Annotated in this window: 19 protein-coding genes; 12 read left to right on the plus strand and 7 right to left on the minus strand. The window is 48.1% G+C overall.

Annotated elements, in window-relative coordinates; genetic code table 11:
• Nucleotides 1-4 precede the first annotated feature (4 nt).
• Both BUB81_RS17775 and BUB81_RS17780 read left to right on the plus strand, forming a co-directional pair.
• The gene (locus BUB81_RS17775; protein ID WP_073324690.1) at nt 5-3,304 is read left to right on the plus strand and encodes an efflux RND transporter permease subunit; all 3,300 of its coding nucleotides are present in this window, start codon (nt 5-7) and stop codon (nt 3,302-3,304) included.
• Complete coding sequence (locus BUB81_RS17780; protein WP_073324691.1) at nt 3,297-6,365, plus strand: efflux RND transporter permease subunit; 3,069 nt, start codon at nt 3,297-3,299, stop codon at nt 6,363-6,365. Before BUB81_RS17775 ends, BUB81_RS17780 begins: the two co-directional genes overlap by 8 nt.
• Before the next feature lie 76 nt (nt 6,366-6,441).
• Here the strand turns inward: BUB81_RS17780 and BUB81_RS17785 are convergent, their stop codons facing one another.
• The 3 genes from BUB81_RS17785 to BUB81_RS17795 form a co-directional block, all read right to left on the minus strand.
• On the minus strand, nt 6,442-6,768 hold the full coding sequence (locus BUB81_RS17785) for a DUF3718 domain-containing protein (RefSeq protein WP_073324692.1): 327 nt from the start codon (nt 6,766-6,768) through the stop codon (nt 6,442-6,444).
• 530 nt (nt 6,769-7,298) lie between these two features.
• Nucleotides 7,299-8,093, minus strand: coding sequence for a DUF2189 domain-containing protein (locus BUB81_RS17790; RefSeq protein WP_073324693.1), 795 nt, complete (start codon nt 8,091-8,093; stop codon nt 7,299-7,301).
• Between the two features lie 164 nt (nt 8,094-8,257).
• Nucleotides 8,258-8,779: a hypothetical protein gene (locus BUB81_RS17795; RefSeq protein ID WP_073324694.1), complete on the minus strand. Its 522-nt coding sequence runs from the start codon at nt 8,777-8,779 to the stop codon at nt 8,258-8,260.
• A gap of 267 nt (nt 8,780-9,046) precedes the next feature.
• Between BUB81_RS17795 and BUB81_RS17800 the strand changes: the two genes are divergently transcribed.
• The 5 genes from BUB81_RS17800 to BUB81_RS17820 all read left to right on the plus strand — a co-directional run bounded on the left by BUB81_RS17800 (nt 9,047) and on the right by BUB81_RS17820 (nt 13,970).
• Nucleotides 9,047-10,270 carry a pyridoxal phosphate-dependent aminotransferase gene (locus BUB81_RS17800; RefSeq protein WP_073324854.1) on the plus strand — a complete coding sequence of 408 codons (1,224 nt, stop codon included), beginning with the start codon at nt 9,047-9,049 and terminating at the stop codon, nt 10,268-10,270.
• 2 nt (nt 10,271-10,272) lie between these two features.
• Entirely contained in the window at nt 10,273-10,878 is a 606-nt protein-coding gene (yfbR, locus tag BUB81_RS17805; RefSeq protein WP_073324695.1) for a 5'-deoxynucleotidase, read from the plus strand.
• A gap of 14 nt (nt 10,879-10,892) precedes the next feature.
• Entirely contained in the window at nt 10,893-12,260 is a 1,368-nt protein-coding gene (locus tag BUB81_RS17810) for an anti-phage deoxyguanosine triphosphatase (protein ID WP_073324696.1), read from the plus strand.
• Between the two features lie 78 nt (nt 12,261-12,338).
• Nucleotides 12,339-13,331: a protein-methionine-sulfoxide reductase catalytic subunit MsrP gene (msrP, locus tag BUB81_RS17815; protein WP_073324697.1), complete on the plus strand. Its 993-nt coding sequence runs from the start codon at nt 12,339-12,341 to the stop codon at nt 13,329-13,331.
• Nucleotides 13,332-13,340: 9 nt separating this feature from the next.
• Nucleotides 13,341-13,970 carry a protein-methionine-sulfoxide reductase heme-binding subunit MsrQ gene (locus BUB81_RS17820; RefSeq protein ID WP_084526713.1) on the plus strand — a complete coding sequence of 210 codons (630 nt, stop codon included), beginning with the start codon at nt 13,341-13,343 and terminating at the stop codon, nt 13,968-13,970.
• A 157-nt stretch (nt 13,971-14,127) separates the two neighbouring features.
• Here the strand turns inward: BUB81_RS17820 and BUB81_RS17825 are convergent, their stop codons facing one another.
• Both BUB81_RS17825 and BUB81_RS17830 read right to left on the minus strand, forming a co-directional pair.
• Entirely contained in the window at nt 14,128-17,295 is a 3,168-nt protein-coding gene (locus BUB81_RS17825; RefSeq protein ID WP_073324698.1) for an endo-1,4-beta-xylanase, read from the minus strand.
• Nucleotides 17,292-17,987, minus strand: a complete 696-nt coding sequence (locus tag BUB81_RS17830) for a hypothetical protein (protein WP_073324699.1) — start codon at nt 17,985-17,987, stop codon at nt 17,292-17,294. Before BUB81_RS17830 ends, BUB81_RS17825 begins: the two co-directional genes overlap by 4 nt.
• 464 nt (nt 17,988-18,451) lie before the next feature.
• Between BUB81_RS17830 and BUB81_RS17835 the strand changes: the two genes are divergently transcribed.
• The 3 genes from BUB81_RS17835 (at nt 18,452) to BUB81_RS17845 (ending at nt 21,623) form a co-directional block, all read left to right on the plus strand.
• Complete coding sequence (locus BUB81_RS17835; RefSeq protein ID WP_139241627.1) at nt 18,452-18,811, plus strand: hypothetical protein; 360 nt, start codon at nt 18,452-18,454, stop codon at nt 18,809-18,811.
• An 86-nt stretch (nt 18,812-18,897) separates the two neighbouring features.
• Nucleotides 18,898-19,371: a YchJ family protein gene (locus BUB81_RS17840; protein WP_084526695.1), complete on the plus strand. Its 474-nt coding sequence runs from the start codon at nt 18,898-18,900 to the stop codon at nt 19,369-19,371.
• Between the two features lie 422 nt (nt 19,372-19,793).
• Nucleotides 19,794-21,623 carry a M2 family metallopeptidase gene (locus BUB81_RS17845; protein ID WP_073324702.1) on the plus strand — a complete coding sequence of 610 codons (1,830 nt, stop codon included), beginning with the start codon at nt 19,794-19,796 and terminating at the stop codon, nt 21,621-21,623.
• Between the two features lie 36 nt (nt 21,624-21,659).
• Here the strand turns inward: BUB81_RS17845 and BUB81_RS17850 are convergent, their stop codons facing one another.
• Nucleotides 21,660-22,703, minus strand: a complete 1,044-nt coding sequence (locus BUB81_RS17850; RefSeq protein ID WP_073324703.1) for a glycoside hydrolase family protein — start codon at nt 22,701-22,703, stop codon at nt 21,660-21,662.
• A 191-nt stretch (nt 22,704-22,894) separates the two neighbouring features.
• On the opposite strand from BUB81_RS17850, the gene zntR reads away from it, so the two are divergent.
• Nucleotides 22,895-23,320: a Zn(2+)-responsive transcriptional regulator gene (zntR, locus tag BUB81_RS17855; protein ID WP_073324704.1), complete on the plus strand. Its 426-nt coding sequence runs from the start codon at nt 22,895-22,897 to the stop codon at nt 23,318-23,320.
• A complete protein-coding gene (locus BUB81_RS17860; protein ID WP_073324705.1) occupies nt 23,317-24,585 on the plus strand; it encodes an SO_0444 family Cu/Zn efflux transporter in 1,269 nt (422 codons plus the stop codon). Before zntR ends, BUB81_RS17860 begins: the two co-directional genes overlap by 4 nt.
• Before the next feature lie 142 nt (nt 24,586-24,727).
• On the opposite strand, the gene BUB81_RS17865 is transcribed toward BUB81_RS17860, so the two are convergent.
• Nucleotides 24,728-25,045 carry a hypothetical protein gene (locus BUB81_RS17865; RefSeq protein ID WP_073324706.1) on the minus strand — a complete coding sequence of 106 codons (318 nt, stop codon included), beginning with the start codon at nt 25,043-25,045 and terminating at the stop codon, nt 24,728-24,730.
• Between the last annotated feature and the right edge of the window lie 19 nt (nt 25,046-25,064).

A 25,064-nucleotide genomic window follows, 5' to 3' on the forward strand; every position in this document is an offset into this window, starting at 1 on the left:
CACAATGAGTATTGTAGATATAGCCGTTAAACGGCCTGTGGCTATAGCCATGTTCACCCTGGCGATCCTGCTGTTCGGCATGGTGTCACTGGGCAGATTATCAGTAAACCTGTTACCTGAGCTGTCATACCCTACCCTGACTATCCGCACGGATTACACCGGCGCGGCACCTGCAGAGGTCGAGCAATTGGTGTCTAAGCCTATTGAGGAAACCATTGGTACAGTAAAAGGCGTACGTTCGGTTAAGTCGGTTTCACGTCCGGGCCAGTCCGATGTGGTATTGGAATTTGCCTGGGGCACGGAAATGGACTTTGCCAGCCTGGAAGTCCGCGAAAAGCTCGATGTCCTGCAATTGCCACTGGATGTTGATAAACCACGCCTGCTGCGTTTTAACCCCAGCTTAGATCCTATCTTACGCTACGGCCTGAGTTTATCTGCTCAGGATAGTGCTAATCAGACCGACGCCATGAAGCGGCTTCGCGTTTATGCAGAAGAGCAAATCAAACGAAAGCTAGAGTCGATTGAAGGCGTCGCTTCTGTGAAAATTGGCGGTGCACTGGAAAATGAAATTCAGGTTCTGGCCGATCAACGCCGCATGAGCCAGCTGAATATCAGCGTCAATGACATCATCAAACGCCTGAAAGAAGAAAATATTAATACTGCGGGAGGCCGCATAGACAATGGCAACCAGGCCTTCCTGGTACGTACCCTCAACCAATTTACTCACCTGGACGAAATTGGCCAAATGTACATTGCCAACCGAAACGGCACCTCGATACAACTGAAAGACGTAGCGACGGTAACAAATACCTACAAAGAGCGTGACGCCATCAGCCGTTTTAACGGACTGGAAGGCGCCGAAGTTGCTGTTTATAAAGAAGGCGACGCAAATTCGGTTGATGTTGCCCGTCAGGTTAGCCTGGCGCTGGAGCAGATCACCGAGCAACTGCCTGACCAATACACACTCGACAAAGTGTATGACCAGAGTGAATTTATTAAACAAGCCATCGACGACGTCAAATCGTCTGCTGTCATTGGTGGCATACTGGCCATGCTGGTATTGTATTTATTCCTACGCGATTTCTGGCCAACGTTTATTATCTCCGTGTCTATCCCACTGTCGGTGATCGCCACGTTCAACATGATGTACGGCAACGATATCAGCCTGAATATTATGAGCTTGGGTGGTATTGCGCTGGCAGTAGGTTTATTGGTCGACAACAGCATCGTCGTACTGGAAAACATCGACAAACACAAAAAAGCCGGCAAAGGGCTGGTTAGTGCCGCACAAGCTGCCGCGGCAGGCACAAAAGAAGTATCTACCGCCATCCTCGCGTCAACATTGACCACGCTGGCGGTGTTTGTTCCGCTGATTTTCGTGGAAGGGATTGCCGGTCAGCTATTTAGCGATCAGGCCATGACAGTGTCATTCGCACTGGTTGCTTCATTACTAGTTGCACTGACGGTGATTCCTGCACTCGCAGCAAAAGCAAAACAGTCCGACCAACCCTTTGAAACAAACGCTGAACTTGAACACGTACCACCTGCGAAGCGAACCGGTATTAACAAGGTGTTTTATATTGTTACCTGGCCAATTCGCATGGTATTAAAACTGGTGTTTGTTTATGTGCCTATGCTTATCACCACGGTCGTTATCTCTATTTGGCGCGTGCTGAGCAAAGTATGCGGCCTGGCTTTGTACCCGTTTGCGCAATTTTTCAGTCTGGCATTCAACGCCATCCAGGCTGGGTACAACAAAGTTTTACGCGGAGCCCTGCGCGCGCGGGTTGTCGTCCTGGCCGTTGCAGTAAGTTTAACCGCGCTTGCCTTCCTGCTCATTCCCAAGTTAGGCATGGAGTTAATTCCTCGCATGTCACAGGGTGAGTTCTTTGTGGAAGTGAACCTACCTGCAGGCTCCCGGGTTGAACAAACCGATACCTTGTTGAAAAAGGTCGCCGCTTACACTGAAGAAATACCAGGCGTAGCGCGTACCTATTCACTGGCAGGTACCGGAAGTTTGATCAGCGCAGCGCCGTCTCAGGGGGGCGATCACTGGGGCAAGTTAAACGTTGTGCTTGAGCAAGGCGCTACCGAGTCAGACGAAGCCCGGGTTCAGAATGCAATGCGTGGTTTCCTGCAACAGCAAGCCGGTGTGCAGAGTAAATTTGGTTACCCGGAACTCTTTACCTTTGCCGCGCCCATTCAAATCGAGCTCCAAGGCTATGATTTAACGACCTTACAGCGCTACAGCGACTTACTGAGTGCTGAACTGTCCGGTAACGACCGTTTTGCTGACGTAACAAGCAGTCTGCGAGTGGGTAACCCTGAACTTAAAATCAACTTCAACCATGCGGCACTCGCCCGCCTTAATATGGATGCGTCAACTGTGTCAAAACTGGTCGCCGCGCAGGTAGGCGGTGAAGTGGCAACGCAATACAGTTTGCAGGATCGCAAAGTCGACATCCTGGTTCGCACCAATGAGTCTCAACGCGACCAAATTGAAGATATCGGCCAAATCATGATCAACCCGGGCGCGGAGCAACCTATTCCGTTACATGCCGTTGCCGACGTGTTTATCAGTAATGGGCCAAGTGAAATTACCCGCGTAGGGCAACAACGTGTGGCGCTGATAGAAGCAAACCTGCGCTACGGCGACCTTGCCCAAGGCGTTGAGGCAGCGCAGAAGATCATTCACGGCTTAACCCTCCCCCTGTCACTGAAGGCCACCATTGCTGGTCAAAGTGAAGACATGCAGCAAAGTTTCGACTCGTTAATGCTGGCACTATGTCTGGCGGTATTTATGGTCTATATCGTGATGGCATCACAGTTTGAGTCATTGGGTCACCCCCTGCTTATTCTGTTTTCAATTCCTATGGCGGTAGCGGGCGCTATTTACGGCCTGCTGATAACCAACACCCATGTCAGTGTTGTGGTCTTCATTGGCCTGATTATGTTGTGTGGTATTGTCGTGAACAACGCCATTGTGCTTATTGACCGTATCAATCAGTTACGCGAACTCGGTCAGGACAAACACAGTGCGATTATTGATGCGGCAAACCACCGGTTACGTCCCATCATCATGACCACACTTACTACGATTCTGGGTCTGCTGCCGATGGCTATCGGGTTTGGTGAAGGTGCAGAAGTGCGCACGCCAATGGCGGTTACCGTAATTTTCGGTTTGCTGTTCTCTACTCTGCTAACCCTTATTTTACTGCCTGTGGTGTATTCGCTGTTCGACAGAAAGCGTTTTAACGTAACTGCGACTACAGAGTCAGGTAACGAGGAGCCGGTGTATGGATAAGTTTGCCGAAGCCGGTGCCAGTCTGGCGGCGTTTGCCCTGCGCAAACCCGTCACCATCTGCATGATCTTTATCTCGTTACTGATCTTTGGGGTGGCCACCTCCCGGTTATTACCGCTCGAGAAGTTTCCGGGCATCGATATTCCCCAGATGATGGTGCAAATCCCGTATAACGACGCCACGCCGGCAGAAATTGAGCGGATGATCACGCGACCGGTTGAAGAAGCCATTGCAACCATGTCGGGGATCAAGCGTTTGCAGGCATCCTCGTTTGAAAACCGCGCAGAAATCTTTGTCGAATTTGCCTGGGACGCCAATATCAAAGCAAAAAGTATTGAGGCCAGGGAAAAAATCGATGCCATTCGCGACGAACTACCCGACGATGTAGAGCGAGTGCTGGTGTATAAATTCAACACCAACGACATGCCTATTTTTCAGCTGCGGGTATCCAGTGACCGGGATCTGTCGAACGCCTATGATTTGCTGGACCGCAATCTCAAGCGCGTGATTGAACGCGTGCCGGGAGTTTCAAGGGTTGAACTATACGGCGTTGAAAAGAAACAAATCAGTGTACGCCTGATCCCAGAACGTATCACGTCACTGCATATCGATACCGACCAGTTAGGGCAACGCCTGCGTGCCGCCAACTTTTCAATGAGTGCCGGGCATTTCTTTGCCAATGACCAAAAATACATGGTGAATCCTCAGGGCGAATTCACTGACATGCGCGACGTTGAGCAGTTGTATGTCGCTCCTGGCATTATGCTAAAAGACATTGCGACCATCAGTTTTGAACTGCCAGAGCGCAACGAAGGCCGACACCTGGACCGTACTTATGCGGTCGGCTTTAACATCTTCCGCGAATCCAGCTCTAATCTGGTGGAAGTCTCTCGCCAGGTTATGCAGGTCATCGAGAAAGCCAAAGACGATCCGGCTTTCAATGGCATTAATCTGTTTGTCATGGACGATGTAGCAGACTCGGTCACCTCGTCGTTAAGCAACCTGATTGAAGCCGGCCTGGTAGGTGCGCTGCTGTCTATCGTGGTGCTGTATCTATTCTTGCGTCAACTCAGCACCACGTTACTGGTTGTGCTGTCGGTCCCCTTCTCTATTTGTATTACGCTGGGGGTGATGTACCTGTTTGATTATTCACTGAATATCTTATCCCTTATGGGGCTTATGCTGGCCGTAGGTATGCTGGTCGACAACGCAGTGGTGGTCACTGAGAGTATTTTTCAGCAGCGCGAACATCACAGCAACGCTGAGACGGCCACTAAAGTTGGCGTAGGCAAAGTGAGTCTGGCGGTCATCGCCGGGACGACCACCACAGCCATTGTATTTTTGCCGAATATCGTTGGAGTAAAAATCGACGTAACCGTTTTCCTCGAACACGTTGCTATTGCGATTTGTATTTCACTGTTTGCCTCACTGTTAATCGCGCAAACCCTGATCCCGCTGTTAGCTTCAAAAATGAAAGCGCCCAAAGTTCTGGCCTCGGGTACCCCTGGCTACATTAAACGCTACCGCGCCATTTTGAACTGGACCATGCAAAACCAGCGTAAATCCGCACTCATCGCGGTGTTTATTCTGGTTAGCACCCTTATCCCAATCAACGTGATCTCCAGCGACGATGAAGGCAATGACGATCAGGGCCGTATCTGGTTGAATTACCATATCACTCAGAATTTTACCCTGGACGAGGTAGAGAAAACTGTCGATAAAATGGAAGCCTATCTCTATGCAAACCAAGAGAAGTTTTTCATAAAACAGGTATATACCTATTATCAACCAGGCTTTGCCGTTTCTAACCTGACGCTGCAGGAAAACTTACCCATTCCGGTGTCGGAAATAAAACGCCGTATTAAAGAAGAAATGCCGCAGTTTGTGCGTGCCCGTCCGTCATTCCGCTGGAACGATGGCAACGGCGGCGGTGTGCGTCTCACGCTACTGGGCGAGTCTTCTGATCAACTGCGCACAATTGCAGACCGAGTCGTTACCGTACTGGGCAACGTCGATGGATTAATTGACGTAAAAGCAGACGTGGGCAGTGAACGACAGGAGCTACAGATTAACATCGACCGTCAGAAGGCCTTTAAACTTGGGTTGAATGCGCAGGAAGTCGCTAATCTGATTGCCACTGCCCTTCGCGGTAATAACCTGCGTACTTTCCGCTATGGAGAGGCTGGCGAAATCAATGTGAAGTTGCTGTATGGTAAGTCTGTGCAGGAATCGCTGTCTGCCCTGCGCAATCTGAATATTGCTTATAATGACGGGCGCAATATCACCCTCGATATGGTGGCGAACATTACAGTTGCACCGCAGCTTTCACAAATAAACCGCTATTACCGTCAAACAGCCCTGTCAATTGGCGCCAACCTTGAAGAAGGCACCACCATGGAACAGGCACGTGAACGCATAGAAACAGCCATGCAGTACATTGCGTTGCCGTCCGGCTACGACTGGACACTGGATGGCGGTTTCCGTCGTCAGGATGAAGCCTTCGCAGTAATGCAAATGAATATGTTGCTAGCGGTGTGCATGATTTATATCGTGATGGCAGCGTTGTTTGAGTCGATTCTGTTACCTACTGCCGTTATCAGCTCTTTACTGTTCAGTATAACCGGTGTGTTCTGGGCCTACATGATCACGGGCACCTCAATGTCGGTGATGGGGATGATTGGTATGCTGATCCTCATGGGTATTGTGGTGAACAACGGTATTGTGCTGGTTGATCGCATCAATCAATTGTTGAATGAAGGTGAGAGTCTGTTGAATGCAGTCGTAGACGGTTGTAGCTCAAGGATTCGGCCAATATTAATGACAGTCGCAACAACGGTATTAGGGTTAATTCCGCTGGCATTGGGTTCAACACGGATTGGCGGTGACGGCCCGACTTACGCCCCTATGGCTATAGCCATTATCGGCGGTCTGTTATTTTCCACATTGACCAGTTTGTTTCTGGTACCGTTGGCTTATGTTTTGTTGCTGAAAGTACGCTACCGTACAAGTAGGATGATATTCAGGATGAAACAGTGGGTAGGACAATGGATTACGGCGAGCTAACTCACCACTAAGGACACAGTTTAAACGGGAGCAATGCATGTACAACTGCTGCTCCCGTTTACTGGTACCGCCACGATTAACTTCTGGCTGTCAGGAACTGATATACGCTAGATGCAGAGCGAGACTCTGAAAACTCAACCAGGCTTACACCGTTACAAGTAACACCGCCTTCAGCATTGATTACACGCAGAACTTCACGCTGGCTAGAACCAATCAAGCCAACATTACGTGCTACTGCTGAACGAAGCAGACGTACGTCATCTTTTACTACGGCTTTACAAAAACCAGCGAATTCAGTGTCGCCAGTGAAGCGAACGCCTTCAGCGGTTACGTCAGCCATTGCAGTGCTTGCGCTGGTAGCTAATACAGTTGCTAATAAAGCAGATTTGATTACGTTTTTCATAGTCGATTTCCTCTCAGGATTATTTGAAACACACAATCAACTGTCGTTAGGTAAGTTGCTTTGTGTGACACCTGACGTTTCGTCCTGGTGCACTATATTTATGCCCCATCTGAAATAAAATTACTGTTTTTTTATTGTTTACGCATGGTGAAATTACGGTAAATTCACTTGTAAAATACGAGTTAACTTTTCAAGTAGCTGTTTTTATTGAATTTTTTAAATTTAAATATAACCAAAACATCTAATAAATATAATTTTACGCCATTAATTTTCTTAAAAAACTTTCAAAAAAGGTAATTTAACAACGTAAAACAGGGGTTAATCACCATAAATTTACAACTTAAGTGGTAAATAACTGCCTAACTTAATCGTCAAAGTGTAATTTTATTACAGAAAGGCGCTGATATTTCGTTATTCAGAAACAGTTTTAGGCTTCGTTTTGAAGTAAAGCGCTATGGAAAGGGTGAGATTTTTGAGTACGGAAACAAAAAAGACCCGTAAAAACGGGTCTTTTTTAAATTCTATAGATTTTACACGTAGGAACGTTCGCGTTTTGTTTCTATCGCATCAATATAACCATGCCAGGATGCGAATCCTAAAATAGGCATCAGCACAATAAAACCGATGAACCCGGTTACAAAGCCAATGGCTACCATAGAGAAGATAATACCGGCCCAGGTAAACATAGGCACTTTGTTCACCCATACAGCATTTACGCTGGTCATTACAGCCGTAGCAAGATCAACTTTGCGCTCCATTAATATAGGTTGCGTGAAGGCTGTAACGAAAAACATACCAACACAGAAGACTGCACCCACGATCGAGCCCAGTACCAGGAATGGCAATAAGCTTTCTAAACTCTCAATCTGATGCTGAGGATACAATGCGTGGATAAGTGATGCGACACGCAACCAAAAGATCATAAGCACCATAAGTAAAATGCCAAAGCCCCACTCGTTCACTGCGTTACGGCGTATTGCCCGCACTGAGTGACGTAATGATGGCTTGTGGCCTTTTTCCAGCTCCCAGCTCACGTCGTAAAGACCTGCAGCCAGGAATGGACCAATCAACATAAAACACACTATTGAAGGCAGAATAACCAGGTGCCAGCCGGTTAACGCTACCAGATAAGAAATAAACCAGGGTATTGCGGCAAAAATTAATCCGTAGAAAATAGAAATAAGTGGTGTGCGCAGAAAATCCTGCAAGCCTAACGACAACCATTTTATGGGATCGCCGACATCCAGTTCCTTACAAGGTATTACGCGGGCAATTCCACTCTCGGTTATAGCATTTTGCGGTGTTTCTTTGAAATGTTGTGACATAGCTTCCCTCAACCATACGCTATTGACTCAATAACACCGGTATAAAGGCAAGATTCCCACACGCTCACGCCTGCGCTTTTATTCCGGTCTTACTATATACGATAGCGTCGAATGGAAAAGTTCACAATTATTTAACACAATTTATTCAGTGAATTTACAGAACACTATCTAAGTTGAATTGGCTGCCAGCGGATGTTCTGTTTGAAGTGTTTACTAAGCTTCTGATTAAATTCATAAAAGCTAACACACTCCTGATCTACCCCGGTCACTGAACGCAGTGAAAATCGATGGCAATTATTGCTAATAGGATCATACTCGATGTATTGAAATACCTGATTCACGGCTCGCGTATCACATTCCGGCGCTACCAGTGGCATATAGTTGTCGTCACAGGCTACATAAATCTCACTGCCACTGCGTTGATGTAAAAACCGGGTTGGCCCAACGGCTTTAACCAGTCCATTGCCATGCAATTCGATAATATGGTCATCGCACCAAATGCCGGTATGCTCGAATACCCCATAAATACCACAACAGACCACACAACCGTCTACCGGCGTTACTCTATGCTGGCTTTCTCCCGGGTAATTATCGACGACACTGTGACTACGTGCGTTTTTTGCCAACGCGCCACCAGCATAAGCTGACGCTAATCCGGCACCTAACCAAATAAGTGGAAGTGGCATTCAACCTCCGGTTAACCATAGACTGGTGATTTTATAATCGGAACATACCTATATATAGGTGTAATCCAAAGATTCTACAATCCAGGAAATGTAACAGTACGTGTTGTCTGAACAGTGACGAATCAACCGATTTATTCCAGGCTGAAGCCAGAATTTACCGACTTCGAATAATTCCTCCTATTAATAGCCTGTATGCACAAAATTTTGCTTAACAGATCACAGGTCGATGCGATACCCTGTGGCCCTCTGAAATTTAAGTTGTTGAAGATGAAACCCTTACACAAGTCGCACAAGTTAGATAATGTTTGTTATGACATTCGAGGCCCGATTGCTGCACAAGCACGCAAAATGGAAGACGAAGGTCACCGTATCCTGAAACTGAACATAGGCAACCCTGCCCCATTCGGTTTTGACGCCCCGGACGACATTCTCAAAGACGTGATCCATCACTTGCCGACTTCACAGGGCTATTCAGACTCTACCGGAATCTACGCTGCTCGCGTGGCCGTAATGCAGTATTACCAGCAAATGAACATTCGCAATATTCAGGTTGACGACGTGTTTATTGGTAACGGCGTCAGTGAAATGATCATGATGTCGATGCAGGCCTTGCTTAACGCCGGTGATGAGGTATTACTGCCTAGTCCGGACTATCCTTTATGGACCGCAGCCGTGAGCCTGTCATCCGGCACACCGGTACATTACCGCTGTGACGAAAAAGCCGGCTGGTTCCCGGATATCGAAGATATCAAGAGCAAAATCAACAAACGTACCAAAGCCATTGTGATCATTAATCCTAATAATCCAACGGGAGCGGTATACAGCAAAGAATTGCTGCTAGAAATTGTTGAGTTAGCCCGCGAACACGATTTAGTGGTGTTCTCAGACGAAATCTACGACAAGATTTTATATGACGATGCCAAACACACGTGTATTGCCTCGCTTGCTGATGACGTGTTCTTTGTCACTTTCAGTGGCTTGTCTAAAAATTACCGTGTGGCAGGATTTCGCGCTGGCTGGTTAATTGTGTCGGGGAACAAACGTGTAGCCAGAAGCTACATCGAAGGTCTGAACATGCTGTCATCTATGCGCATGTGTGCCAATGTGCCCTGCCAGAGCGCCATCCAGACAGCACTTGGAGGCTATCAGAGCATAAATGACCTGATCAAAGACGGTGGCCGCCTTAAACTGCAACGCGATCTGGCCGCAAACCGTCTGAATGATATAGACGGCATAGAGTGCGTCACGCCGAAAGGGGCGATGTACTGCTTTGCAAAAGTCGATGCCGCTAAATTCAACATTGCCAGCGACGAACAAATGATTTTCGACTTGCTGAGCAGTGAGAAAATCCTATTGGTACACGGCCGGGCATTTAACCTGAATGAAGGCATTTATTTCCGCCTGGTATTTTTACCTCACAGCGATATTTTAGGGCCGGCTATGGATCGCATAGAAAGCTTCTTTAACGGCTACCGCCAGAAAGGAAAATAGATATGGCCGACAACAGCCATTTCTTTGCACATCTGGCCCGAATGAAGCTAATTCACCGCTGGCCATTAATGCACAATGTACGCATTGAAAACGTTCAGGAACACAGCCTGCAAGTAGCCATGGTAGCGCACGCCCTTGCCCTCATCAGAAACCGTTACTTTGGCGGTGATTTGAATCCCGAGCGTATAGCAACACTGGCCATGTTTCACGACGTGTCTGAAGTGTTAACCGGCGACCTGCCAACTCCGGTCAAATACTTCAACCCGGCAATCAAAGACGAATACAAGAAAATCGAAAAAATCGCCGAACAAAAACTGATTGATATGGCGCCGGTGGACTTCAGAGAAGACTACGCCAAACTGATCGACAGCCAGTACCACAGTGAAGATGAAGCCTTTATTGTGAAAGCCGCCGATGTGCTCTGCGCGTATTTAAAAACGCTGGAAGAGCTAAACTCAGGCAATCGCGAGTTTACCCTGGCCAAGAAAAGACTCGACCAGATGCTAAAAGACTATCACTCCGACGAAGTGGACTATTTCTTAAAGCGTTACGTACCCAGCTTTTCACTCAGCCTGGACGAAATTACCCAGGAAGATACGCATAATTAAGCAACGGATGTCCTATGCAGCATAACGATCCTACCCTGACAGACAATGACGATTGGCAATTAGCATGGTGGGAACGTCGATTACCGCGCACCCAGGCCAGAGACGGCGATCACCGTTCACCGTTTCAGCGAGACAAAGCCCGGGTATTGCACTCTGCCGCTTTTCGCCGTCTGCAGGCAAAAACACAAGTGCTTGGGGTAGGACTCAGTGACTTTTACCGCACCCGGTTAACCCATTCACTTGAAGCTGCACAGATTGGCACGGGTATTACCGCGCAGCTACAAGGAAAATTCCCTCGTTTAACCGAGCACGTGGGTCTGGATCCCTACTTAATCGAAACCCTGTGTCTGGCTCACGACATTGGTCATCCTCCATTTGGTCACGGTGGTGAGATTGCATTGAACTACATGATGCATGGACACGGCGGATTCGAGGGTAACGGACAGACGTTCCGCATTGTTACGCAGCTTGAGCCCTACACCGCCGAACACGGCATGAACCTGAGCCGCCGCAGCGTGCTGGGTTTGGTGAAGTACCCCAATTTTATTGATGCGTTAACGAATCACGATTTATTGCCCTCACCTTCGGTAAGTCTGCGCCAGGTAAAAGCAGAACAATGGCATCCGCCCAAAGGCCTGTTCCGTTGCGATGAAGCCTTGTTTGACTGGTTAATCGATCCTTTTAGCCAGCAAGACAAGGACCGGCTGATGTCGTTTGAGCATGTCTCCGGAAAACACCACAAAACCACGCACAAATCCTTTGATTGCAGTGTCATGGAACTGGCCGACGATATTGCTTATGGTATTCACGACCTCGAAGATGCGATTGTCATGGGCATGGTAAAACGTGCGGAATTTGTTGAAGAACTCCAGTCAGAGCTGGAACAACTTCAGGTACCCTGGCTGTCTGAGCACATAGCAGGTATTGGCACACGGTTGTTCAGTCAGGCTCAACACGAGCGTAAAAATGCGATTGGTGCTTTGGTTAATTGTTTCATTACCGCCATTCGTATTGAAGAAGATGCAGCCTTTGAGCACCCGCTTCTGCGCTATCAGGCGGTATTGCCGGAACACCATCACAATGCGCTGGGTTTGTTTAAGAAGTTTGTCTACATGAAAGTCATCCGTAAACCGGAAGTCCAGCTGTTGGAATACAAAGGTCAGCAAGTGGTAATGGAATTGTTCGAGGCTTTCAGTGCCGATCCAACACGCCTGCTTCCCGAGAACACCCGTAAACGCTGGCTGGTAGCCGAAGAGCATAACAACGGCCATCGGGTCATTGCCGATTATATCTCAGGTATGACCGATGAGTTTGCTGCCCGTTTGTACTCTAATATGTTTGTCCCGAAACGGGGCGGTATTCTGGATACGCTGTCTCTGTAAGCGTCTTTTGAAATCTTTTTGCACCCTTTGCGGTCTTATATCGTAGCAATGGTGTCAAATTCTTTACAGAGCAGGTATATGAAACGATTTAGCCCCTCACAAACGTTTACGGATAACCAGGTAACCGACGAAAAGGTCTTTCAGGATCGTCGCCGTGTATTAAAGTCGCTGGGGTTTGTTGGTGCCGGCACGATACTCAGCCAATCAGCCCATGGATTTGGCTGGTTCGACAGCGAACCCGAGTTTGAAGCCAAACCGCTGTCATTTACCCCCTCAGAGAAGTTCACAACAGACGAAGCAAAAACGCCCTACGCGAAGGTTACGTCCTACAATAATTTTTATGAATTTGGTACGGGCAAAGACGATCCGGCCGAACGCGCGAAAAGTTTTAAAACCGACCCCTGGACATTGCGAATTGACGGCTTGGTGAAGAATCCGATTACTCTGGATTACGATGCCATTATGAAGCAATTTGCGTTTGAAGAGCGCATTTACAGAATGCGTTGTGTCGAAGCCTGGTCAATGGTGATCCCGTGGGTGGGCTTTGAACTCAATAAGCTCATTCAGTTGGCGTCGCCACTGGGTTCCGCCAAATATGTCGCGTTTGAAACCCTGCACGACCCGAAACAAATGCCCGGTCAGCGCAACCCTTTCATTGGTGGCGGTATTGATTACCCCTATGTGGAAGGACTGCGCCTGGACGAAGCGAATCACCCGTTAACGCTGATGGCTACCGGCGTTTATGGCAAAACACTGCCACCACAAAATGGCGCCCCCATTCGGTTAGTTGTACCGTGGAAATACGGTTTCAAAAGCATTAAATCGGTCGTGCGAATTACGCTAACCGAACGCCAGCCCCCTACCACCTGGAATCGATTGGCATCGAATGAATACGGTTTTTATGCCAACGTAAACCCAAAAGTAGCTCATCCACGATGGAGTCAGGCGAGTGAGCGCCGGATTACCGACGGAGGCGTATTCAATCAGCAGCGCATTGCCACACGCATGTTTAACGGCTATGACGAGGTCGCGCCCTTGTATGCAAATATGGATTTAGCCCGCTACTATTAAGTGCCCTTTGTGAAACGATTACTCAGCAAACCTCTGGCCTTGACGCCTGTGCAGTTGCTCCTGTTTAAGGCCGGGTTACATGCCTTGTTTTTAGGGTACCTGATATTCTTGGGCTGGGCCGCCGTAACCGACAACCTGGGCGCAGATCCGGTAAAAGCGCTTATCCACAGCACAGGCACAAGTGCATTAAACCTGTTGCTGCTCACCTTGCTGATAAGCCCTCTTGCTAAACATTTGCCATTTCCTTCGCTGATGCAATGCCGCAGGCTGATTGGGATCTACGTGTTCGTTTATGCATTGCTGCATTTGACCAGCTATGTGAGTTTTGAATTGCAGTTTGACTGGGCGCTGATTGCCAGCGAAGTGATTGAACGGCCCTACATCACCGTTGGTTTTATTGCGTTACTGGACTTAATGCTGTTGACCATAACCTCTCCGATGTGGGTAAGACGGAAAATGAAGCGCAACTGGCAGCGACTACACAACAGTATTTATCTCATAGCACTGCTTGCGCTGGTTCATTTCAGTTGGTCGCGTAAAACCGCGCTGCAGGAACCGCTGCTCTATTGGTTCATTGCACTGGTGATCATGCTGCCGCGATTCAATTACTGGTTTAAGCGATTAACACCTCGACATTAACAGTGTTAACGATACCGACGCTGCATAATGCGAGCAATGTCGTTCACAGTTTAAGTAACGAGCCTGCCTGTATAACACTTGCCAGAGACTGTAAAAAAACAAAGCGACACTGTATACAGCGCCGCTTTGAGGTTTCCCTTTATTTACGTATCAAATGCTATGGAAAATCCACATCTATTCGTTCGATTAGAATTTCATTGGCATCGTCTGCCGTAAATGTACCGTTTAACTGAATGGCAATACGCTCGATATTTGCAATATTGCCGTTTCCATCAGGCTGCGGGTAAAACGTAATTTGATTTGTTCCCACGCTTAACGGTTCTATTGCGCCATAAATACGTGCATAGTTCGGTGCGCCGGTTTGAATATACCCCTGAACACTGACGCTGCCATCACCAGGCATTCCTGTTACAGCAAACGTGTAAGTGAGAGCAGCCCCGGTATAATCACGCACAGGTACGCCTAAAATATAATTGTGCGTCTGGCTGGTGTCATTGGGCAGTAAACTCACCGCTTCATAAGCAGGACGGTGTAGCACACTGGCATTTGTTCCATAATCACCACGTAATCCTTCTGCATCAGACACAAAGTCATAGGTAATAGTCTCAGCAGTAGGCAGTGTCGTGGGTATTTCCAGACGGACATGGGTCAATTCAACGTAGTCCTCAGTACCACTGCTCAAAGGTCCATTCAGCTGAATACCCAGACGTTCAACGATAGACAAATCGCCATTCGCATTCTCTGTGGGCGCAAACATAATGACATTTTCACCTGCCTGTGGATTTACTACCGAACCGTAAATACGGCTATATGATGGTGCACCGGTTTGTACATAGGGTTGGATCGTCATGCCCCCATCAATCTGTGCTTGTGTTACGTTTAACGTGTAATACAGCACTGCACCATTCAAGTCAGTGAGACTAATTTCTTCAATATACTCCTGTACATTGCGGCTTTCCCACGCTGGAATAAGCAGTGCAGCAGGAATAGCAGCATCGTAGCCTACCGATGCCGATGTACCATAGTCTCCGCGCCAGCCTTGAGCGCCATCACTAAAATCGTACTCAACGACCTGAGGGGGTAAATCATCGCCAGGCACGACAATTTGTACCTGCCTGGCAAAACTGGTGTATTCCCCTTCGGAAACTTGCACATACAGGTTGTATAAACCCGGTGTAAGCGCCGCCGCAACACGCACTTCGCCATTTTGAGGGTCCAGCGTAAATAAACCTGCATCGTTGCCACTTAAAATTCGCCATAACACAGCATCGCCTGATTGATGAGGATTACCCATGTAATCTGATGACTCCAGATCTGCAATCAGCGTACCTGCTTCAGTAGTCTCGTCTATGGTGATCACTGATGGTTGTTCGAACTGAGGGGCCAATTCTCTGACATAGCCTTTAAGCCAGGTAAGCGCCGCTTTTTCAACGCCTGTATCGTACGCCAGAATAGCGCCCTGGGCTTCACGCCAATGTCCTGGTAGATAGCCCCATACAGTAATGCCTTCAATGGCAGGGTGTTGCCAAAAAGCAGGGAACAAACGTTGAAATTCTAGTAATTGAGTTAGTTCGTCTGTGCCATCTACATCCAACTCTGTGAGATAGATATCCAGGCCGGTTTGGGTGTCCATGCGATCAATATTGTTCAGCATGGTATCCAGTGGACCCGTTGTAGAAAAAGCATGTCCCTGAAATCCGATGGCATCGATCAATCCACGAGATTGCAACAGATTCGCCAATTCGATGACTTTGTCTGTACGTGTGTCAGAGTTAATAACACTGTACTCGTTAAACATAAGCTGTGTACTGGACGGGAAAATATCCCTGGCCATTTGAAACGCATTTACTATCCAGTCGTAATCCTGTGCTTTTTGCGCTGCTGTACTGGCAGAATCCCCTCTGGCTATGAAGAATGCTTCGACCTCAGCAGTCACCTCAGGCGCATACAACCGTAAACCGTCAACATAATTGGGTCTGCCATTGCCACCGTCGGGTGGTGCATTGTCGAATTCATTTACGACTTCAATAAAGTCGATTGCCGGATATCGTGCATTGACTGCTTCATACCACTCCAAAATTTCCTGAAGTTGCTCTTGCGGTGACAATGAATCAATCCAGGCCGGCTGCTGACTGCCCCAAACCAACACATGGTGTTTGTATATAAATCCATTATCTTTAGCGAGATTATACGCCTCATCAAGTCCCGACCAATTGTATTGATCCCGTACCGCTTCAACCGAGCCCCACTTACCCGCATTTTCAGCGGTTACCTGGTTCCAGTATGCTTCGAAATTCGGACGCTGATTTCCACAACATACGCCTCCAAGGAATTTTGACTTGCCATCTGCCAGCGGCGGCCCCTCAGGCGTGTAGGTTTCAGGTGGTGGCAGTACAACACCAGGCAACCCATCTTCGAGCTGTTCTACCGTGTAAGAAACACCGGCTGGTGCGAAAACAAAACTGTCAATGTCCAATCCATCCTCACGACCGGCGTAACGGAATATCGCACTGGAATTGTCGTCAGCCACCGAATAACGGCCTTCTGGAATAGCAACCCACATAAACGAAGTTAAATTTGGCTGCCCACCGGGTTCCACAATGGCGTCGGGGGAATAGCCCGCCTCGCCGGGTGCAGCAAAACCGCTAATTCCGTTAACTAGCTGCCAATCATGCACAGCACCCAACGTTGTCGGAATGTACATACTGTCATCACTAAAACCGTCAGGTCCCACACGCACACGAGCATAGAGCGTATAGTCTCCTGCCTGAGAAAAATCCACCAGCAGCTCACCTACCCGGCTGTCATCTTCGGGTGGCGCTGTTGCATTGACCGCGGTTGTCACATAACTGGGATCACCCGGTTGGATCTGCATGTCTATACCCAGATAATTCAGTGTCGCTGACTTGCCGCCTTCCGCTTCGGCGTAAACGCCGACTAGCGGATTATCCTGTTGTAATACCGGTGTGAAAGACAGCTGTCTGCGTGCTAAATCAAAAGAGACGGCAACCCTTGTACTCGCACCGGCTGCAAGCTCTCCCGCCTCAACGAGAAAATACGGAACGCCATCACCTGTGTAGCCATCTGCACCATTTACCGCAATCGAACTATCAGTAATGAGTAACCTGAATGGGCCGGTCATTTCTTCACTGCTTGTGTTGGTAACGGTAACCACTGAGGTATATACACGATTAACTCTGTCGACAGTGGGGCGAGAAACACTAGAAGTGACATCGCTCCCCACCGATAACCAGGCAGCCTGACTGACATTGCTGACACCCAGCGACGCGCAGAATATTGCTGAATAAAGGAGTCCGGGCTTCATTGTTCACCCCCACTATTGCGATGTTTGCGAACAAAGAATATGCCCGCCAGACCAAGTCCGATTAACAACGCATGTGAAGGCGCATTTACCTGCATGTTAGCGTTCGAAGGCGTTATCGCTACATTGTCGATTTGAAGCCATGACCCGCCAAAATCACTACCGAACTGATCAAAGCCAATGAGAAGTTGAAACTCCAGTGTCAGGTTAGAAATTGAACTCAAGGTTTCAGACAACATAATGTCGATTGAATAACTGGCAGCACCGTCAATATCCGCGTTTAGCACACTGCCCAGTGCGCCGCTTTCATCCAGGTAATTACCACTGCCATCGCCAAACGCGACAAAGAAATAATCAGCAATAAAACCAAAATCTGAGGAGGTCAATTCGGAGTTCACACTGAGCTCGGCGGTAAATTGATACTGTTGACCACTTTGTAAATTAATGTCCTGATAGAGCGTATTAGCAAACCAGGCATCCGTGTTAAAACTGTCGACGTTCACAATCGCTGCGCATCCCGGAGGCGCGCTAAGCATAAAGTCGTTTTGGGTACTGATATCACCAAAGCCATCGGTGTCTTTCATCCAGCCACTGTAACTGCAGTTGTCAAAACTACCATTAGTAATAACACTCGCGTAGCTAAGTTGTGCAATGCCCAGCAACAGAAGCAGGCATCCAAATTTTAGTTGTTTCATGTATCACCTTTCATACTATGTAAGTGTGCAAGCTGTTCCAAAAATGAACAAAATGCGAACAGGGATACGCATTGTTACCGGCTTAATTTAACGCCGAGTACACATTTTTTTTACATTCACGTTATTTTTTTGCACAAATATCCCATCACATCTCAAAATCAGACGCGTTGTGAAATTCAATAAGCACAAAGGCAAAAACAATAAACAAAGCAGCGAGTTATACATTTATTACCAGTCATAACAACATGTACAAACATAAACACTTGCAACCATAAGGCACCTTCAAGACAAATTTCTTCATGTGCGACTGCTAGATGACGAGATCACTTAAATATATTGAGGGAGAGTGAGCACCAGGCAATGTGAGTAAAAAAAAGACAAAAAACACTTGCATGTTGTTTTATACAGTACTACTGTATATTCATACACTGTATAAACAGACACTATTATTGAGAGGCTACAACATGGCTACTGTTAACCAATTACACAACATTATTGCGTTTCCGGTTTCTGCTCAGTTGCGAACTACATCGCAAAAAGGCTGGAGTTACCTGTTGTCATCGTCACTGGCCTTCAATAAAAGCATTGATCACGCAATACGTATCCAAAAGCCGAATGAAGAAATGGTGCCCCAGTGGATTCGCAAACTGATCACCAGCGGGCAATGCAGCACTATCTATGTCGAGGATTTATCCCTGCCGCAGCATGAGCAAGTGCTGATCAAGCAGCTTTGCGACCAATATTCAGTTTCTCTGATTGGCTTGTCGGTTAACGATAAGCAAACCGGTAGACAAGCTGATAACGTTTTACAAGGCCCTTGGTAATCTACTACACGGATTAATTGATAAAGTTCTTTTTCCCGTAAGTCTGAGCCATTAAACTTGTCAGAAACAAATCTTGAGATAGTCTGATGGTCGACAGTTGTTACTGCTGCAGCAGTAAACCTTATGAAAAATGTTGCGCACCGTTTCATAGTGGCGCACAAACTCCACCGACGCCTGAAGCGCTGATGCGCTCACGTTATGCGGCTTATTGCATACAGGATTGGCCTTACATCCTTAAAACTTATGCAGAAAAATCCAGAGAAGGGCTTACCGAAGCCATGCTTGCCGAACACGCCGACGAGCAAACCTGGTTACATTTGTCGATTGTACCCTCCCCTGCGTTAACCTCACATCAGGTAGAATTTAAAGCGTACTACGCAATTGCAAAACAGTGTTTTGTGCTTCATGAAACCAGTGACTTTGAAACAGAAGCCGGTGAATGGCGATACACAACTGGATTACTCCATGATGATACCGGTAAACTAAGTATCGGCAGAAATGACGCATGCTTATGTGACAGTGGCAAAAAATTTAAACAATGCTGTCTGAAGCGACTGTAGCACTAATCCTCCATCTCCATTGATGCAGCAATTGCGTGCGGGCACTATTACGTGAATGCTTGATGGTGTGAATGCTTAAATACGAGAGTTAAATCCAAAATAGACAGGGCTTTTACTCAGGATTCAACTAAGCTCAAACTCACTCCCTGTATAACTTAGGTTAAACCGTTGATAGTGATCACGGGTAACACATTTATGCGCTCTACGCGTAATGTTTCAAGCTAAATAAATGTGTCCTGCTGAGCACAACAAATAGCATTCAAACACACTGAATGTCATAACCACTGCCCTTTTCATACCTATGAGGTGAAATTCTGCACAAGTACCTTTCATCAAAAATAGACATAAGCCGCAATAACGGTACTATCTTAGGGTGAGGTATCTTCAATACCGTAATAATAAAAACGAACGAGAGAAATACTATGAAAGCGAAGTCCTTTACCCTGGTTGCAGCTGGCGTTGCTGCTGTGCTGTCGGGTTGTCAGCCCGCCCCAGAAAAAGCTCAGACCCAACCAACCGAAACCGCGCTAACCGCAGAAGATGCGCGTATCTTTGTCGATGCGGCTCAACGCGAGATGACTAAAATGTCTGTGCCCGCAGCGAAAGCGGCCTGGGTATATGCCACCAATATTAACGACGACACGGCTACGGTAAATGCTTACCTTTCGGAGCTTTATAGTAACCGTGCAGCCGAACTGGCAAAACAAGCTGCCGATTTCAATCACGTTGAGGCTGATCCGGACTTACGCCGCAAACTGGATTTAATGCGTGCCGGCTTAACTATGCCACCACCAGCAAACCCTATGAAATCGGAACGACTGGCTCAAATTGGATCTGAACTGGATGGCATGTACGGCAAAGGCAAATACTGCCGCAGCGAAGACGACTGTATCGGCCTCGTTGAGATGAGCTCTGCCATGGCCACCGAGCGTGACGCCGATTTGCTGTTGGAATACTGGGAAGGTTGGCGTGAAGTCTCTGTTGCCATGAAGCCGCTTTATGCAGAACAGGTTGGCATTGCCAATGAAGGAGCGAAGGAACTCGGCTTTAGCAACGTCAGTGAGTTATGGCGTAGTAAATATGACATGCCAGCCGATGATTTTCCGGTTGAGTTAGATCGCTTGTGGGGCCAGGTTAAGCCCCTGTACGACGCACTACACTGCCATGTTCGCGCGGAGTTAGGCGAGTATTACGGTGAAGACATTGTGCCCCAGGACAAGCCTATTCCAGCCCACCTGCTGGGCAATATGTGGGCCCAGTCATGGGGAAATATTTATGACATTGTAAAGCCTGACACGCCCATGCAGGTACCAGATGTCACAGCCGCGCTGCGCGATCAGGACTATGACGAGATCAAAATGGTTAAGCAGGCTGAGTCGTTTTTCTCTTCGTTAGGTTTTGAAGAATTACCGGACTCATTCTGGACGAATTCCCAGTTCAGTAAACCCGCCGATCGCGATGTTCAGTGCCATGCGTCAGCGTGGAATGTAGACAATGTGGACGATCTGCGGATTAAGATGTGTATTCAAATTACCGGCGAGGAGTTTAACGTTATTCACCACGAGCTGGGGCATAATTACTATCAGCGTGCATACAACCAGCAACCCTTCCTGTATCAGGGTTCAGCCAATGACGGCTTCCATGAAGCGATTGGTGATACTATTGCGCTTTCTATCACGCCTAAGTATTTAAAAGAAATTGGCCTGATTGATGAAATCCCGGATCCTTCTAACGATATTGGCATGCTGCTTCAGGTTGCGCTGGATAAAATCGCCTTCATTCCGTTTGGATTAATGGTTGATCAATGGCGCTGGAAGGTAATGGCCGGAGAGGCAGGCCCTGAAGAATATAATAAACTGTGGTGGGAATTGCGTGAGAAATACCAGGGCGTAATGGCACCGGTTGCCCGTGACGCAGACGCTTTCGACCCGGGTGCGAAATACCACGTTCCGGCCAATGTGCCCTACACGCGCTACTTCCTCGCACATATTCTACAATTCCAATTCCACAAAGCATTGTGTGATATCGCTGGCGACAACGGTCCACTGAACCGCTGCTCTATTTATGGCAGTGAAGAAGCTGGTACTGCGTTAAACGAAATGCTGGAAATGGGACAGAGCCGCCCCTGGCAAGAAGCACTTGCAACCATAACGGGTTCACCGGATATGGATGCAAGTACCATTGAAGCCTATTTTGCCCCGCTTAAAACCTGGCTGGATGAGCAAAACAAAGACCGCCAGTGCGGTTGGTAAATCAACATTAGTCGAATGGGCTGCCTTTGCAGCCCATTACCAGTCTATGGTGACAGGCTGATCGCGATCGGTCTGTAACCATTGCCCGTCAAACTCCAGCTCAGTGACTTGAATGACACTTCTGCGTGTGCTGGCATCATCGGTCCCTTCATTTGACAGTATTTTGCCCGGATGCGTAAAATAAAACAGGAATGCCCGACCATCCTGCACAACGACATCCGGATGCTGACCAATCACACCGTCCTGTTCGCCTTTACCCGGTTCACTCAATAAATAGCCTGACTGCTGCTGCCAGCTGTCCAGATCGGCAGAACGATACACTGACAGCCCTCGCCAGGCATCAACAATCATCCAGAACCAGCCTTGCCAGTAAAATACCACGGGCCCCTCGCCCCGGCTGGAGAGAGCGGCTTTGCCCTTGTCCTGCCAATCATACAGGTCTTCACTGTCAGCAAAGTAGATTGACTTACCATCAGGCTCATCATTATAAAAAAGCCGGAATCCGCCGTCGGGCTTTGCGATGACATCGGCATCAATCACTTTTTCAGTATTTAGTTTCAGCGTTGATTGATACGTCCAGGACAACAGGTCAGCACTGGTAAAGTGCGCAATGGTGCGCGGATGCGACCAGTTGTCAAAAATACCTGGCACCATGGTTAAATACATGTGGTACTGGTCATTGTGTACGAACACATCTGGCGCCCATAACGTTTCCGTTACCACACTCCCGTTGAACTGAGCATCCTGCAGATAGTCCCACTCCCGGCCATTTTTAGAGGTCGCGATACTGATGGGGGTACCATGAACCCACTCGACGCCCTGTAATCCCGCTACATTTGCGCGCCGGTTGGTGTAGAACATCAGCCAGCGCTGTCCTTGTTTGTCCCACACGATAGAAGGATCGGCTGCACCATCATAGACGGGGTCCTGATAGAGTGGCTGTGGTGCAACAGCGGTTGATGCGTCCATATTTGCGGTATCGCAACCAAACAGCACACATACGCAACTGACTACAGCAACGATAAGGCGCACTGCATATTTACGCTCATATCCTGCTGGATGGGCATTAAGCTCCTTCATAACGCTTCTCGTTTTATTCTTTCGTGCCAGCACTTTAATTGAGGAGCATACTGCTAACCTAGCCATTGAGAGGATTGATGCGCTTTTTCCCACATTTGATTTATATATGAACTCGCATCAGAAGCTACCCAGCAAAAAACCATTCAGGTATGCTTGACTCTGGAGTTAACTCCAGGGTTTATACTGACACTATGAAAACACAAAACAGCTATAAAATTGGTCAACTGGCCAGTGTTACCGGGCTGACGGTCGACACTATTCGCTTCTACGAAAGCAAAGGTCTGATCACGCCGGCAACACGCAGCGCGTCAGGCTACCGGCTCTATTCCCAGGTTGATATAACCACATTGCAGTTTATTCAGCGGGCCAAACGGGTTGGCTTTACACTGGATGAAATCCACGAGTTACTGGCCCTCAAACTTCATCCGGACGACCATACCTGTGAAGAAGTAAAGCAATATACTGCAGACAAAATGCAGGAAGTGAACGAAAAAATCGCCGAATTAGTGCGAATTCGTGATTCTTTGCAAGCGTTACACAACGTGTGTTGCGGCGGAAACGAAAGTGCCGCCCATTGTTCAATATTACAAATGCTGGATACGGTGGATACCTTATGAGTGAATTAACTGCCCTGTTCGAAAACTTTGCTGTGTTATTTATGGAGTCTGCCCCCTGGCTGTTATTGGGCCTGCTTATTGCTGGGCTAATGCATGAGCTGGTCCCAGTGGATATCCTTAAAAAACACATGGGCAATGCCAGTACCAAAGCGATCGGCAAAGCCGCGGTCATCGGCGCGCCCCTGCCGCTCTGCTCCTGTGGTGTCATCCCAGCAGCCATTGGGCTACGCCGCAGCGGAGCCTCAAAACCCGCTACCGTATCCTTCCTGGTCGCCACACCAGAAACTGGCGTCGACTCGGTGTCGGTCTCCTACGCGTTATTGGGCCCGGTCTTTGCTATCGTCCGCCCTGTTGCAGCGATCACCAGTGCAATATACGCCGGTTTAATGGTTAAGTGGTTCGATACGCCAGATGCAAACAACCAACCCCAAACCGACCAGGCGGCCGCCACAGAGGCAGACACCATCTCAGCCTGTTGCAGTACACAGCAACCTGAAACGAAACCTGAAACCGCATCGGCGTCCTCGTGCTGCAGTACACAAACGCAAGTAGCACCGATAACCGAACCTGCCAGTTGCTGTAGCAGTGCCAAAAAAACTGAGCCTGCGGAAACTAAAGCGTCTTGTTGTAGTACCACAGCGCAACAAAAAGCCGAAACGATAAAGGCAGACAGCCAAAGCCTGAGTGTTAAGGCACAGGCTATCTGGCAATTTTCAACGGTGAAACTCCTTAACGATCTGACGCTGTGGTTGCTTATTGGCCTGTCGCTGGCTGCCGCTATTCAAACCTGGGTACCACATCAGTTTCTGACTCAGTGGGGTGATGGATTCATTGCCATGCTGATTATGGCTGTCATCGGTATCCCCATGTATATTTGCGCGACTGCATCCACACCGGTTGCCGTGGGCTTCTTAGCTGCGGGTCTGTCACCTGGCGCCGTATTGGTGTTCTTGTTAGCCGGGCCAGCAACTAACATTTCAACCATGGGGATGATTGCCAAGGAAATGGGAAAACGAACACTGGTGTTGTACGTTTTTAGTGTGGTCAGCATTAGTATTCTGTTGGGTTACGCATTAAACATCGCCATTCAGGCATTTGAGTTATCAGCGTGGATCCCGCTTGGTCAGGGAGGTCATGATCACAATGACATCTCAGCGATTTACGCATTGTGCGCCATGTTGTTATTTGGCTTGATGATTCGAAATGGCTGGCAATCTTTGCAACAACGGTTTGCAAAGCCAGCCAGCAGTAGCTGCTGTCATTAGGGCCTGTTCGTCGGTATTGCGGGCTAAAACAAAAACAGACATCACGGTTTAAATGATAGTCACTGGCCGGCTACTTTGTATTGCCCGGTTACTTTGCACTGCCCGACGTGGTCGCAATGGTAGCAATGAGAGATAAGTTGCCCTAGAACCACCCACTGACACTGGCGGTGATCACCTTGCCGTCAGTGCCAATATCGATATTACATCGATACATACGCAAACTCACGGCACTGTCTGAGACTATTCGTCTGCCGTAATCTGTGTGTTGCTGCGTTACCTCCAACCAATTCGCTGTACCCAGTTGCTTCAATACACTTTGCTCAGTGACGCCCGCGCTGAAATTGCCGCACAAAAACACCACTTCACTGCGAGCTTCACTCCAGAAGAACACGGAAATGATTAGGCTGATAAATAGCAAAATGGCAACCAGCGTGCGCGCTATTTTGGGGGAAAGTGACATACCGTCGTCCTTGATACAG

It is taken from the genome of Marisediminitalea aggregata (genome assembly GCF_900129565.1).
Taxonomy (GTDB): domain Bacteria; phylum Pseudomonadota; class Gammaproteobacteria; order Enterobacterales; family Alteromonadaceae; genus Alteromonas; species Alteromonas aggregata.

Bases quoted from the DNA above. Each gene is read 5' to 3' on its own strand.
- BUB81_RS17775 (WP_073324690.1), top strand. From the start codon at position 5: ATGAGTATTGTAGATATAGCCGTTAAACGGCCTGTGGCTATAGCCATG.
- BUB81_RS17780 (WP_073324691.1), top strand. From the start codon at position 3,297: ATGGATAAGTTTGCCGAAGCCGGTGCCAGTCTGGCGGCGTTTGCCCTG.
- BUB81_RS17785 (WP_073324692.1), bottom strand. From the start codon at position 6,768: ATGAAAAACGTAATCAAATCTGCTTTATTAGCAACTGTATTAGCTACC.
- BUB81_RS17790 (WP_073324693.1), bottom strand. From the start codon at position 8,093: ATGTCACAACATTTCAAAGAAACACCGCAAAATGCTATAACCGAGAGT.
- BUB81_RS17795 (WP_073324694.1), bottom strand. From the start codon at position 8,779: ATGCCACTTCCACTTATTTGGTTAGGTGCCGGATTAGCGTCAGCTTAT.
- BUB81_RS17800 (WP_073324854.1), top strand. From the start codon at position 9,047: ATGAAACCCTTACACAAGTCGCACAAGTTAGATAATGTTTGTTATGAC.
- yfbR (WP_073324695.1), top strand. From the start codon at position 10,273: ATGGCCGACAACAGCCATTTCTTTGCACATCTGGCCCGAATGAAGCTA.
- BUB81_RS17810 (WP_073324696.1), top strand. From the start codon at position 10,893: ATGCAGCATAACGATCCTACCCTGACAGACAATGACGATTGGCAATTA.
- msrP (WP_073324697.1), top strand. From the start codon at position 12,339: ATGAAACGATTTAGCCCCTCACAAACGTTTACGGATAACCAGGTAACC.
- BUB81_RS17825 (WP_073324698.1), bottom strand. From the start codon at position 17,295: ATGAAGCCCGGACTCCTTTATTCAGCAATATTCTGCGCGTCGCTGGGT.
- BUB81_RS17830 (WP_073324699.1), bottom strand. From the start codon at position 17,987: ATGAAACAACTAAAATTTGGATGCCTGCTTCTGTTGCTGGGCATTGCA.
- BUB81_RS17835 (WP_139241627.1), top strand. From the start codon at position 18,452: ATGGCTACTGTTAACCAATTACACAACATTATTGCGTTTCCGGTTTCT.
- BUB81_RS17840 (WP_084526695.1), top strand. From the start codon at position 18,898: ATGGTCGACAGTTGTTACTGCTGCAGCAGTAAACCTTATGAAAAATGT.
- BUB81_RS17845 (WP_073324702.1), top strand. From the start codon at position 19,794: ATGAAAGCGAAGTCCTTTACCCTGGTTGCAGCTGGCGTTGCTGCTGTG.
- BUB81_RS17850 (WP_073324703.1), bottom strand. From the start codon at position 22,703: ATGAAGGAGCTTAATGCCCATCCAGCAGGATATGAGCGTAAATATGCA.
- zntR (WP_073324704.1), top strand. From the start codon at position 22,895: ATGAAAACACAAAACAGCTATAAAATTGGTCAACTGGCCAGTGTTACC.
- BUB81_RS17860 (WP_073324705.1), top strand. From the start codon at position 23,317: ATGAGTGAATTAACTGCCCTGTTCGAAAACTTTGCTGTGTTATTTATG.
- BUB81_RS17865 (WP_073324706.1), bottom strand. From the start codon at position 25,045: ATGTCACTTTCCCCCAAAATAGCGCGCACGCTGGTTGCCATTTTGCTA.